This window comes from Streptomyces sp. BoleA5 (assembly GCF_000373665.1).
GTDB lineage: Bacteria > Actinomycetota > Actinomycetes > Streptomycetales > Streptomycetaceae > Actinacidiphila.
Genome location: NZ_KB892135.1, coordinates 292,136 through 304,291 on the forward strand (window position 1 = coordinate 292,136; position 12,156 = coordinate 304,291).

General features: G+C 71.8%; 10 protein-coding genes. 2 read left to right on the top strand and 8 right to left on the bottom strand.

Annotated elements, in window-relative coordinates; translation table 11 throughout:
* Positions 1 to 459: 459 nt before the first annotated feature.
* Positions 460 to 1,812 carry a class I SAM-dependent RNA methyltransferase gene (locus B085_RS0134995; RefSeq protein WP_018563266.1) on the bottom strand — a complete coding sequence of 451 codons (1,353 nt, stop codon included), beginning with the start codon at positions 1,810 to 1,812 and terminating at the stop codon, positions 460 to 462.
* Positions 1,813 to 1,899: 87 nt separating this feature from the next.
* A complete protein-coding gene (locus tag B085_RS0135000; RefSeq protein WP_018563267.1) occupies positions 1,900 to 3,948 on the bottom strand; it encodes an APC family permease in 2,049 nt (682 codons plus the stop codon).
* Between the two features lie 137 nt (positions 3,949 to 4,085).
* On the opposite strand from B085_RS0135000, the gene B085_RS0135005 reads away from it, so the two are divergent.
* Both B085_RS0135005 and B085_RS0135010 read left to right on the top strand, forming a co-directional pair.
* Positions 4,086 to 4,754: a potassium channel family protein gene (locus B085_RS0135005; protein WP_026251763.1), complete on the top strand. Its 669-nt coding sequence runs from the start codon at positions 4,086 to 4,088 to the stop codon at positions 4,752 to 4,754.
* Positions 4,751 to 5,428, top strand: coding sequence for a potassium channel family protein (locus B085_RS0135010; protein WP_018563269.1), 678 nt, complete (start codon positions 4,751 to 4,753; stop codon positions 5,426 to 5,428). The genes B085_RS0135005 and B085_RS0135010 overlap by 4 nt, the downstream gene beginning before the upstream one ends.
* 89 nt (positions 5,429 to 5,517) lie before the next feature.
* Here the strand turns inward: B085_RS0135010 and B085_RS0135015 are convergent, their stop codons facing one another.
* The 6 genes from B085_RS0135015 to B085_RS0135040 form a co-directional block, all read right to left on the bottom strand.
* Complete coding sequence (locus B085_RS0135015) at positions 5,518 to 6,276, bottom strand: DUF3159 domain-containing protein (RefSeq protein WP_018563270.1); 759 nt, start codon at positions 6,274 to 6,276, stop codon at positions 5,518 to 5,520.
* 3 nt (positions 6,277 to 6,279) lie between these two features.
* The gene (locus tag B085_RS0135020; protein ID WP_018563271.1) at positions 6,280 to 6,678 is read right to left on the bottom strand and encodes an OB-fold nucleic acid binding domain-containing protein; all 399 of its coding nucleotides are present in this window, start codon (positions 6,676 to 6,678) and stop codon (positions 6,280 to 6,282) included.
* 39 nt (positions 6,679 to 6,717) lie between these two features.
* The gene (locus tag B085_RS0135025; RefSeq protein ID WP_018563272.1) at positions 6,718 to 7,401 is read right to left on the bottom strand and encodes a response regulator; all 684 of its coding nucleotides are present in this window, start codon (positions 7,399 to 7,401) and stop codon (positions 6,718 to 6,720) included.
* A 58-nt stretch (positions 7,402 to 7,459) separates the two neighbouring features.
* Entirely contained in the window at positions 7,460 to 10,003 is a 2,544-nt protein-coding gene (locus B085_RS0135030; RefSeq protein ID WP_026251764.1) for a sensor histidine kinase, read from the bottom strand.
* Between the two features lie 740 nt (positions 10,004 to 10,743).
* Entirely contained in the window at positions 10,744 to 11,373 is a 630-nt protein-coding gene (kdpC, locus tag B085_RS0135035) for a potassium-transporting ATPase subunit KdpC (protein WP_026251765.1), read from the bottom strand.
* 20 nt (positions 11,374 to 11,393) lie between these two features.
* Positions 11,394 to 12,156: HAD-IC family P-type ATPase (locus B085_RS0135040; RefSeq protein WP_018563275.1), on the bottom strand; the 763-nt coding region annotated here is incomplete at its 5' end.

The window sequence follows — 12,156 nt, forward strand, 5'->3', positions numbered from 1 at the left end:
AGAGGAGCCTGCGTACCGGTCGGCGACGGACCGGCGGGGCTCGTGCGGGCAGTGCGGGTCGACGCCGGCCGGAGGCGCACTGCAGGAAGAACGCACTCTGGAGATCCCGAGAGCGGGCGCACCCGGCGGGGCAGTGCTCGCACGCGCGGCCGAACCGGCGGCGAGGGCACGCAGACCCGGTTCGCACGGTGCTGCACAGGCGCTGACTTCCATCACGCCATGCGGGATCCTACCGCGCCGCCGGCGTCCGTACGTCCCACCTGATGTGACCCCCAAGGACCCCCAAGGCCACTGCCACAGGCGGCGATTACGATCTGAAGTGATCCACTGACTGCGGGTTCTGCACGGGTGGCGACGAGACGTGGCCGGTGCGGCCCGGCCGCTCCGCCGCCGGCGCGCTCGTCTCGGTCGTGGTGGCCACGGCGTATCTCCAGCGCCGCGCAAGGCACTTGACCTCGGTCACGCGTCCTTCGTCGCCGGCTCCAGGATCGCCACGCACTCCACATGGTGCGTCATCGGGAAGAGGTCGAAGGCGCGCAACCGCCGCGGGGCGTACCCGGCCGCGGCGAAGTAGCCGAGGTCGCGGGCGAGGGCGGCGGGGTCGCAGGCGACGTAGGCGACGCGGCGAGGGCCGAGGGATGCGACGTGCTCCACGGTGGCGCGGCCGGCGCCGGTGCGGGGCGGGTCGAGGACGACGAGGTCGGCCTCGGTGATCCCGGTGCGGGGCAGTGCGGACTCGACCTTGCCCTGCTCGATGCGGACGCGGTCGAAGTCGCCCAGGTTGTGCCGGGCGTCCTCCACGGCGCGCTTGCCGGACTCGATGCCGAGGACGGCGCCGGTCTCGCCGACCCGCTCGGCCAGGGCGCCGGCGAACAGGCCGACGCCGCAGTAGAGGTCGAGCGCGGTCTCGCCCTTGCGCGGCATGAGGCCCTGCATGACGGCCTCGACGAGGAGCCCGGCGGCCATGGGGTGGACCTGCCAGAAGCCACCGGAACCGACGCGCCAGGTGCGGTCGATCGCCCGCTCGCGCACAAAGCCGCGGCCGTGCACGCGGTGGATGCCGCCCTGCTCGTCCACGCGCAGCACGGAGACGGGCCGGTCGAGCTCGACGATGGGCAGCCGGGCACCGGGGCGGGGGGTGAGGATCACCTGGCGGTCGGAGGAACCGGTGGCGGCGATGGCCTCGACCGAGGCGATGCCGGACCAGTCACGGGACTCGACGCCCAGCTCGGAGACGCCCGGGGCGGCGATCAGGCAGCGGTCGACGCGCTCGACCTCGTGCGAACGGTGGCGGCGCAGGCCCGCGTGGCCCTCGGCGTCGACGGCGTACTGGACGCGGGTGCGCCAGGCCGGGACCTCCCCCTTGGCGACCTTGTCGCCGGGGGCGGGCTCGACGGTGCCGTCCCAGCCGGCCTCCTCGGGGGTGAGGTGGGCGAGGCGCTCCAGCTGCTCGGTGATCACCTGCACCTTGAGCCGCCGCTGCGCGCCGGGGGCGGCGTGCTGCCAGTCGCAGCCGCCGCACCTGCCGGGGCCGGAGAACGGGCAGGGTGCCTCGACGCGGTCCGGGGAGGCATCCAGGACCTCCACGGCGTCGGCGCGCAGGAAGCGCGAGTCCGGGCCGCCCTCGGTGATCTGGGCGACGACCCGCTCGCCGGGCAGCGCGTGCCGGACGAAGATCACCTGAGGGCGGTCGTGGCCCGGCAGGACCGTCCGCGCGATGCAGTGGCCGCCGTGCGCGACCGGGCCGACCTCGACCTCGTAGCGCTCGCCGACGAGGGCGTCGGCCTCGGGGGCCTTCGAACGGTGCTGCATGGCAGGACGGGCTCCTGGTTCACGTGGGGAACGGGGACGGCGAAGAACGAGCAGCTGACAAGTCTACGGCCCGGCGCCGTACGCGGTTCACACCCGTCCGCTGGGCTCCCGGCGCCGCCTGCCCGCCACCTCGCCGCGCCGCACGGAGCCCGGCGCGTTCCACTCGGCGCCCTTGCGGGCCCGCAGCTTGGCACGCTCCGAGGACTCCAGCTGCCAGGGCACGGAGGTGACCATGACGCCGGGGGTGAACAGCAGCCGGCCCTTGAGCCGCAGCGCGCTCTGGTTGTGCAGCAGGTGCTCGTACCAGTGCCCGACGACGTACTCCGGGATGAAGATCGAGACGACGTCGCGCGGGCTGCTGCGGCGCAGGCTCTTGACGTAGTCGACGATCGGCCGGGTGATCTCGCGGTACGGCGAGTCCAGCACCTTCAGCGGCACGTCGATGCCGCGCCGGTGCCACTCGGCCTGCAGGGCCTTGGTGTCGGCCGGGTCCACGTTGATGCTGAGCGCCTCCAGCGTGTCCGACCGGAAGAGCTTGGCGTACGACAGGGCCCGCAGCGTGGGCTTGTGCACCTTGGAGACCAGGACGATGGAGTGCACGCGGGAGGGCTTGACCTCCTCCTCGCTGTGCTCCTCGGCGGCCGCGAGCTCGCTGGAGACGCGGTCGTAGTGGCGCCGGATCGCCGTCATCACGCCGTAGAAGACGACCATGCCCAGGACGGCGACCCAGGCGCCGTGCGTGAACTTGGTGAGCAGGACGACGACGAGCACCAGCCCGGTGAAGAAGGCGCCGAAGGTGTTGATCGCCCGGGCGCGGTTCATGCGGCGGCGCGCGGCGGGGTCGGTCTCGGTGGCCAGGTGCCGGTTCCAGTGCCGGACCATGCCGATCTGGCTGAGGGTGAAGGAGACGAAGACGCCGACGATGTACAGCTGGATCAGCCGGGTCGAGTCGGCGCCGTAGATGTAGACCAGCACGCAGGCGAAGGCGGCGAGCAGCACGATGCCGTTGCTGAAGGCGAGCCGGTCGCCCCGGGTGTGCAGCTGGCGCGGCAGGTAGCGGTCCTGGGCGAGGATCGAGCCGAGCACCGGGAAGCCGTTGTACGCGGTGTTGGCGGCCAGGAACAGCACGAGCGCGGTCGCACCGGCCAGGAAGATGAAGGGGATCGACCCGTCGCCGAAGACGGCGGAGGCGACCTGGGCGATCACCGGGTCCTGGGTGTAGCCGGCGCCGACCGGCTTGCCGTTCACCAGCAGGTCGGCGGCCGGGTTCTCGGCCATGCGCACATTGGTGTTGAGGGCGAGCGCGATGATGCCGCAGAACATGGTCACGGCCAGGACGCCCATCAGCGCCAGGGTCGTCGCCGCGTTCTTGGACTTCGGCTTGCGGAAGGCGGGCACACCGTTGCTGATCGCCTCGACGCCGGTGAGCGCGGCACAGCCGGAGGAGAAGGCCCGCAGCAGCAGGAAGACGAGCGCGAAGCTCGCGAGTCCGGTGTGCTCGGCCTTGATGGTGTAGCCCGCGGTCGGCGCGTGCATCTCGTCGCCCATCGCGATCCGGAAGATCCCCCAGGCCAGCATGCAGAAGACGCCGAAGACGAAGGCATAGGTGGGGATGGCGAAGATCGTGCCCGACTCGCGCACGCCGCGCAGGTTCATCAGCATCAGCAGGACGATCATGCCGATGGCGCCCAGCACCTTGTGCTCGACGAAGAACGGCACGGCCGAGCCCAGGTTCTCCACGCCGGAGGCGACCGACACGGCCACCGTGAGGACGTAGTCGACCAGCAGGGCGCTGGCCACGGTGAGCCCGGCGCGTGGGCCGAGGTTGGTCGTCGCGACCTCGTAGTCGCCTCCGCCGGAAGGGTAGGCGTGCACGTTCTGCCGGTACGAGGCGACGACGGTGAACATCAGCACGACGACCGCGACCGCGATCCAGGGGCTGAAGTGGTAGGCCGAGACTCCCGCGATCGACAGGACGAGAAGCACCTCTCCGGGCGCGTACGCCACGGAGGACAGCGGGTCGGAGGCGAAGACGGGGAGCGCCAGCCTCTTGGGGAGGAGCGTCTCTCCGAGCCTGTCGCTGCGGAGCGCCCGCCCGATCAGGATCCGTTTCGGAAGGTCGGTCAGTTTGGACACCCCGCGATGTTAGAGGATCGTCAAGATTTCCGATCCCCCGCCCACCTGTCGAGGGGTTACGTGCGTGTGTAGCTTTGGGCGCGGTCTGAGACCCTGAGAGGGATCGGCCGGAATTGTTGGCAGCCGGAAGGACGGTCGTGCACGTCGTGATTATGGGGTGTGGGCGAGTGGGTTCCACTCTCGCGCACTCCCTTGAGCAGCAAGGTCATACAGTGGCCGTGATCGACCAGGACCCGACGGCGTTCCGCCGCCTGGGCTCCGGGTTCAGCGGACGCCGCGTGACCGGGGTCGGGTTCGACCAGGACACGCTGCGCGAGGCCGGCATCGAGGAGGCGGGCGCGTTCGCGGCCGTCAGCAGTGGTGACAATTCCAACATCATCGCGGCCCGGGTCGCCCGGGAGATGTTCGGGATCGAGAACGTCGCCGCCCGGATCTACGACCCCCGGCGTGCGGAGGTGTACCAGCGTCTGGGCATCCCCACCGTCGCGACCGTCCGCTGGACGGCCGACCAGATGCTGCGCCGTCTGCTGCCGTCCGGCGCGGAGCCGCTGTGGCGCGACCCGAGCGGGGGTGTGCAGCTCGCCGAGGTGCACACGGACACCGCCTGGGTGGGGCACAAGATCAGCAGGCTCCAGGAGGAGACAGGGGTGCGCGTGGCGTTCCTCACCCGGCTGGGCGAGGCCATGCTCCCCACCTCGGAGACGGTCCTGCAGGAAGGCGACCTGGTGCACGTGATGATGCGCACGGGCGAGGTCGAACAGGTCGAGGCCGCGTTCGCAAAGGGCCCTGAGGAGGCGCACCGATGAGGGTCGCCATTGCCGGGGCCGGGGCTGTCGGCCGCTCCATCGCGGGCGAGCTGCTGGAGAACGGCCACGAGGTCCTGCTGATCGACAAGAACCCGACCTCGATCTCGGTGGAGCGGGTCCCCCAGGCGGAGTGGCTGCTGGCCGACGCCTGCGAGATCACGTCCCTCGACGAGGCGGCGCTGCAGCGCTGCAACGTGGTGATCGCGGCCACGGGTGACGACAAGGTCAATCTGGTCGTCTCGCTGCTCGCCAAGACGGAGTACGGCGTTCCGCGGGTCGTCGCCCGGGTGAACAACCCCAAGAACGAGTGGCTGTTCAACGAGGCGTGGGGCGTGGACGTGGCCGTCTCCACCCCGCGCCTGATGTCGGCCCTGGTCGAGGAGGCGGTGAGCGTCGGCGACCTCGTCCGGCTGATGCGCTTCAGCCAGGGCGACGCGAACCTGGTCGAGCTGACCCTCCCGGAGGAGGCCGCGCTGGTGGGCACCCGGGTCGGCGAGGTCACCTGGCCCGAGGACACCTCGCTGGTCACGATCATCCGCGGCCACCGTGTGCTGACCCCGTCCAAGGACGACGCGCTCGAAGCGGGCGACGAGCTGCTGTTCGTCGCGGCCCCGCACCGCGAGGAGCAGCTGGAGGACCTGCTCTCGGTACGCAGCGGCGAGGCCGGGGCGTAGCACTCCGCGGGACGTACGACGAGGGGCGGCCGGAACCCGTGGGTTCCGGCCGCCCCTCGTGCGTTCGCCGCCGGCGCGGGGGCGCCGGGTCAGTTGTTGGCGGCCTCCCTGGCGGCGCGCTCGGCCTTCTCGGCGCGCTCGGCCTCCTCCATCTCCGCGATCACGTCGATCGGCGGCGGCGCCTTCGCCAGGAAGATCCAGGTCAGGTAGACGCAGAGCAGGAACGGCGGGATGCCGAGGGCGACCTTGACCCAGCCGAGCTGGGTGGCATTGCCCCAGAAGTAGAGCGGGAAGAGGATCGCCGACTTGACGAGCAGGATGATGCCCCAGGCCCAGGTGGCCTTGGTGTACGCGACGAGCCGGCCCGGGTTCCGCGTCCGCCAGGACAGGTTCTCCTTGAGGATCGGGCCGAGCAGCAGCCCGATCAGCGGGTACTTCGCCAGCGCGGAGATCACGTAGGCGACCGCGAGCCCGAGGGTGTAGAGCATGCCCGGCAGGTAGAAGTTCTTCGCGTCGCCGGACATCATCGCGAACACCGCGCCGAAGGCCACGCCGAAGACACCGCTGAAGGCGTGCTTGAGCGTCTGCCTGCGCACCAGGCGGGCCAGCGCCAGCACCAGCGAGAGACCGAGCGCGGCGATGGCCGCGATGTGGATGTCCCGGTTGATCGTGTAGATCAGGACGAACACGAGCCCGGGCACCGTCGTGTCGATCATGCCCCAGACGCCGCCGAAGGCCTCCAGGAGGGCGTGGTCGGCGGCCGCCTTCGAGGCGGCCGCGTCGTGCTCCGGACCCTGCTCGGGCCCGGTCGTGGGCTGTGCCCCGGTCCGCTTGTCGATCGACGCCACCAACTACTCCTGTCCGACCGGACGCAACTCGTACTTGGGATTGAACAGCACCGGACGGCCGCGGTTCATGGAGATCCGCCCCGACGCGATGATCCTGCGGCCCGGCTCGATGCCGACGATGCTGCGCCGGCCCAGCCACACCACGTCCAGCGGTGCGGAACCGTCGAACAGCTCGGCCTCCAGGGCGGGCACCCCGGCCCGCGGCCGCAGAGTGACAGCGCGTAGTGTACCGGTCACGGTCACTATGTCACGGTCGGCGCAGTCGCAGATCCGGGTGCACCCGACGTCCGCGGTGTCCTGCCGCAGCTCGTCGGAGTGCAGTTCCTCCTGGGAACTGGACAGTCGGTCGAGCATCCTGCGGAAGCGGCCGACCGGCCGGTCCGAACGGGTGGTACCACTCATACTTCGAAGGGTACCGGGCCCGCGTGAACGGTTCACTGATCACGTCTCGAAGCGGTAGCCCATACCCGGCTCGGTGATGAAGTGCCGCGGGTGCGCGGGGTCCGTCTCGAGCTTGCGCCGCAACTGGGCCATGTAGACCCGCAGGTAGTTGCTCTCGGTGCCGTAGGACGGGCCCCAGACCTCCTGGAGCAGCTGCTTCTGGCTGACCAGGCGCCCGGTGTTGCGGACCAGGACCTCCAGCAGGTGCCACTCGGTGGGGGTGAGCCGGACGTCGGCGCCGTCGCGGTCGACCTTCTTGGCCGCCAGGTCGACGGTGAAGGACTCCGTCTCCACGGTCGCGGCGCCGTCCTCGGGTCCGCCGGGCGTGGCGCGCCGCACGGCGGCGCGCAGCCGCGCCAGCAGCTCGTCCATGCCGAAGGGCTTGGTGACGTAGTCGTCGGCGCCCGCGTCGAGGGCCTCGACCTTCTCGTCGGAGGCCTGGCGGGCGGAGAGCACGATGATCGGCACGCGGGTCCAGCCGCGCAGTCCCCGGATCACCTCGACGCCGTCCATGTCGGGCAGGCCGAGGTCGAGCACGATGACGTCGGGGTGGCGGGCGGCGGCGAGCTGCAGCGCGGTCGCGCCGTCGTGGGCGGCGTCGACCTCGTACTTGCGGGCCCGCAGGTTGATCACGAGAGCGCGCACGATCTGCGGCTCGTCGTCGACCACGAGCACCCGGTTCATGGAGCCTGCCTTTCCTTCACGGTGAGGGGGGTGGAGCGGGGGTGCGGTGCGGGCACGGTCAGGTCGTCGCCTCGGCCGGGAGGTCCGGCGCGACAGGGATGCTGCCGGGCGCGGCGGGGAGGGTGAGCACCATCGTCAGGCCGCCTCCCGGGGTGTCCTCGGGCTGCAGGGTGGCACCCATGGCGTCGGCGAAGCCGCGGGCCACCGCGAGGCCGAGGCCCACGCCGTTGCCGCGGGGGGCGTCGCCGTACCGCTGGAACGGCTCGAAGATCCGTTCCTTGGCGGCGTCGGGGACGCCGGGCCCGCGGTCGACGACGCGCAGGTCGACGTGGCCGCCCAGGGCGCTGGCGGCGACCAGCACCTGGGCGCCTGCCGGGCTGTACTTGACGGCGTTCTCGACGATGTTGGCGACGCTGCGCTCCAGGAGGCCGGGGTCGACGGAGACCATGGGGAGGGTCTCGGGAACGTCCAGGGCGACGCTGCCGTCGGGGACGCCGCGCAAGGCCTTGGGGACGACCTCGTCGAGGTCCACCTCGCGGATCAGCGGGGTGACGGTTCCGGTCTGCAGGCGCGACATGTCGAGGAGGTTGCCGACCAGGTTGTCGAGCCGGTCCGCGCCCTCCTCGATGCCCTCCAGCAGCTCGGCCTCGTCCTCCTCGGACCAGGCGACGTCGTCGGAGCGCAGCGAGCTGACGGCCGCCTTGATGGCGGCGAGGGGGGTGCGCAGGTCGTGCGAGACGGCGGCGAGCAGGGCGGTGCGTATGCGGTTGCCCTCGGCTAGCTTGTGGGCCCTGGCCGCCTCGTCCTCCAGCCGCTGCCGGTCCAGCACGCCGGCGGCCTGGGCCGCGAAGGCGGAGAGCACCCGGCGGTCGGAGGCGGGCAGCACCCGGCCGACGAGCGCCAGGGAGAGGTTGTCGCTGACCGGCACCTCCACGTCCGCGTCCTCGGGGCGCAGGCACTGCCGGCTCCCGACGCCGGCGGCGCAGGTCCACGCGTCGTACTCGCCGGCCCGCTCCAGCAGTGACACGGCCTCCATGCCGAAGGTCTCCCGGACCCGCTCCAGCAGGGCGCCCAGAGAGTGCTCTCCGCGCAGCACGCTGCCGGCCAGGTACGACAGGATCTCGGCCTCGGACTGGAGTCTGGCGGCCTGGTGGGTGCGCCGCGCCGCCAGGTCCACCACGGAGGCCACCGCGACGCCGACCACCACGAAGATCACGATGGCGATCAGGTTCTCGGGCTCGGCGATGGTGAAGGTGTGCAGGGGCGGGGCGAAGAAGTAGTTCAGCAGCAGTGAACCGCCGACCGCCGAGACCAGTGCCGGGTAGAGGCCGCCCGCGAGGGCCGCCGCGACCGTCAGGGTCATGAACAGCAGCATGTCGGTGGCGATGCCCAGGGCGGGGTGCAGCTGGGTGAGGACCAGGCAGAGCAGCGCAGGGCCGAGCACCCCGGTCAGCCAGCCCGCGATCACCCGTGAGCGGCCGAGCCGGGCGCCGCGCGCCACGGGCAGTCCGCGGCCCTTGGCGGCGTGTTCGTGGGTGACGATGTGCACGTCGAGGTCGGGCCCGGACTCGCGGGCCACGGTCGCGCCGACGCCCGGCCCGAAGACGTACTGCCAGGCGGGCCGGCGGCTGGTGCCGAGCACGACCTGGGTGGCGTTGACGCCGCGGGCGAAGTCCAGCAGGGCGCCGGGGACGTCGTCGCCGACGACGTGGTGGAAGGAACCACCGAGGTCCTCGACAAGGGTCCGCTGGACGGCGAGTTCCTTCGGCGATCCGGCCGTCAGGCCGTCGCTGCGCGCGATGTGGACGGCGAGGATCTCCCCGCCCGCGCCCTTGGCGGCCATCCGCGCGGCGCGCCGTATCAGCGTCCGCCCCTCGGGGCCGCCGGTGAGGCCGACCACGATGCGCTCACGGGCCTGCCAGGTGGCGGAGATCCGGTGGTCGGCGCGGTACTGCCGCAGGTATTCGTCGGCCCGGTCGGCCACCCACAGCAGGGCGAGTTCGCGCAGCGCGGTGAGGTTGCCGGGCCGGAAGTAGTTGGACAGGGCCGCGTCGACCTTGTCGGAGGCGTAGATGTTGCCGTGCGCCATGCGGCGGCGCAGCGCCTGCGGCGACATGTCGACCAGTTCGATCTGGTCGGCCCGCCGGACCACCTCGTCGGGCACGGTCTCGCGCTGGCGCACGCCGGTGATCGACTCGACGACGTCGCCGAGCGACTCCAGGTGCTGGATGTTGACCGTCGATATGACGTTGATGCCGGCCTGGAGCAGTTCCTCGATGTCCTGCCAGCGCTTCTCGTTGCGGCTGCCGGGGATGTTGGTGTGGGCCAGCTCGTCGACGAGGGCGACCTCGGGCCGGCGCGCGAGCACCGCGTCGACGTCCATCTCGGTGAAGACGGTGTCCCGGTACTCGATCTCCTTGCGCCGCACGGCCTCCAGGCCGTGCAGCATGACCTCGGTGCGGGCGCGGTCGTGGTGCTCGACGAAGGCGACGACGACGTCGGTCCCGCGCTCCATGCGCCGGTGGGCCTCGGAGAGCATCGCGTAGGTCTTGCCCACTCCGGGGGCCGCCCCCAGGTACATCCGCAAAGTCCCGCGTGCCATGGCTCCACGTTCCGCCTCGTGGCGTGCCCCTTCCGGGCGCGTCCGACACCAAGAATCCTATGGTCCCAGCAGTGGACAAAACGGGCGTGCTGTTCCTTGGGGGAACACGTTGACGCGTCCTTGACGTCCCCTCGCCGGCCGCGCCGGCGAGGGCGGCCGCCTCCTGCCCCGCGTCGGGGAAGCCGGTGGGGCGCGGGCCCTCGGGAACGGCGCGGCAGGCGTCGAGGGCCCGGCGGGGGCTCCGCGAGGGCGTCCCGGGGTCCGGTCGTCGCGTCGTCCGCCCGGGCCCGTGAGGCCCGCGACTTCACGGGCGGCAGCCGAGGGACGCCTCGGGCCGGACGCCTCGGGCGGGACGCGGAGCGACGGGTGCGACGGGCGCGAGGCGCCGGGGCGGCCGCGCAGCGACGCCGCCAACGTGCGACGCGCGGCCGGCCCGGCGATCCCCCCGCGGAAGGGAGGCCCTCGCGGAAACGCGGTGCCCTCTCCCTGACCCGGAATCCCCACCGCCGTCCGGATCCGGACCGGGGTGGCACCTGCCGCCGCTGCCCGGCGGTGACGGTGTGCGCCATTCCGCCGCCCCCCTCCGCACCGCCGAGCGGCCTGCGCAGGCCTCCCTCCGCACCTCCACTCTCACCCCGCCGGCCGCGTCCCGAGCCCCCCTTTGGCGGTCTCCTGACGGCGGGCGCCCCGTGCTTGACGCCTTTCTGACGTGGCCTGTCCCCGGGGCCCGTCCCGGGGGGTCAGCCGGCCAGTTGCCTCAGCGCGATGTTGAGTTCCAGGACGTTGACGGTCGGCTCGCCGAGGATGCCGAACTGCCGCCCGTCCGTGTGCTCCACGACCAGCCGGGCGACCTGGGCGGTGCTCAGCCCGTTGGCCTTGGCGACGCGTGCGGTCTGGATGTCCGCGTACGCCGGGGAGATGTCCGGGTCCAGGCCGGAGCCGGACGCCTGGACCGCGTCGGCGGGCACCTCGGACTCCGGGACGTGGTTGAAGGCCGCGACCTCCTTCTTGCGCTCCTTGACCAGGTCGGTGAGGGGCTTGCCGGTCACCGCCAGGTTGGAGGCGCCGGTGTGGGTGGGGTCGTACGGCCCCGCTCCGGCGCCGGCGTCGGCCGCCGAGGGGCGAGGCTGGAACCACTTGGGGTCCGGGGCGAAGTCCTTGCCGGTGGTGAAGTTCTGGCCGATCAGCGCGGAGCCGACGACCCTGCCGCCGGCCCTCACCTCGGAGCCGTTCGCCTGGTCGCGGAAGGCCGTCTGGGCCACCCCCCACACGGCGAGCGGATAGACGACGCCGAGCACGACGGTCAGCACCAGCAGAGCGCGCAGGGCGCTCCAGACCAGCCGGGCGGAGTTGCGTACGGAAGTGTTCATGACCGGGTGCACGCCTCCCGTCAGTGGATTCCGGGGATCAGGGAGATGAGCATGTCGATCAGCTTGATGCCGGCGAACGGGGCGACCAGGCCGCCGAGTCCGTAGATCCCGAGGTTGCGGCGGAGCATCCGGTCGGCGCCGGTCGGCCGGTAGCGCACGCCGCGCAGGGCGAGCGGCACCAGGGCGATGATGATCAGCGCGTTGAAGACGACCGCCGAGAGGATCGCGGACTGCGGCGAGGACAGCTGCATGATGTTGAGCTTGTCCAGGCCCGGGTAGGCGACCGCGAACATCGCGGGGATGATCGCGAAGTACTTCGCGACGTCGTTGGCGATGGAGAAGGTGGTCAGCGCGCCGCGGGTGATGAGCAGCTGCTTGCCGATCTCGACGATCTCGATGAGCTTGGTGGGGTCGGAGTCCAGGTCCACCATGTTCCCGGCCTCCTTGGCGGCCGAGGTGCCCGTGTTCATGGCCACGCCCACGTCGGCCTGGGCCAGCGCCGGGGCGTCGTTGGTGCCGTCGCCGGTCATGGCGACGAGCTTGCCGCCCGCCTGCTCGCGCTTGATCAGCGCCATCTTGTCCTCGGGCGTNGCCTCCGCGAGGAAGTCGTCCACGCCCGCCTCGTCGGCGATCGCCTTGGCCGTCAGCGGGTTGTCACCGGTGATCATGACCGTGCGGATNCCCATCCGCCGCAGCTCGTCGAACCGCTCCCGCATGCCGTGCTTGACGACGTCCTTGAGGTGGATCACGCCCAGCACCCGGGCGGTGCCGTTCTCCTTGGCG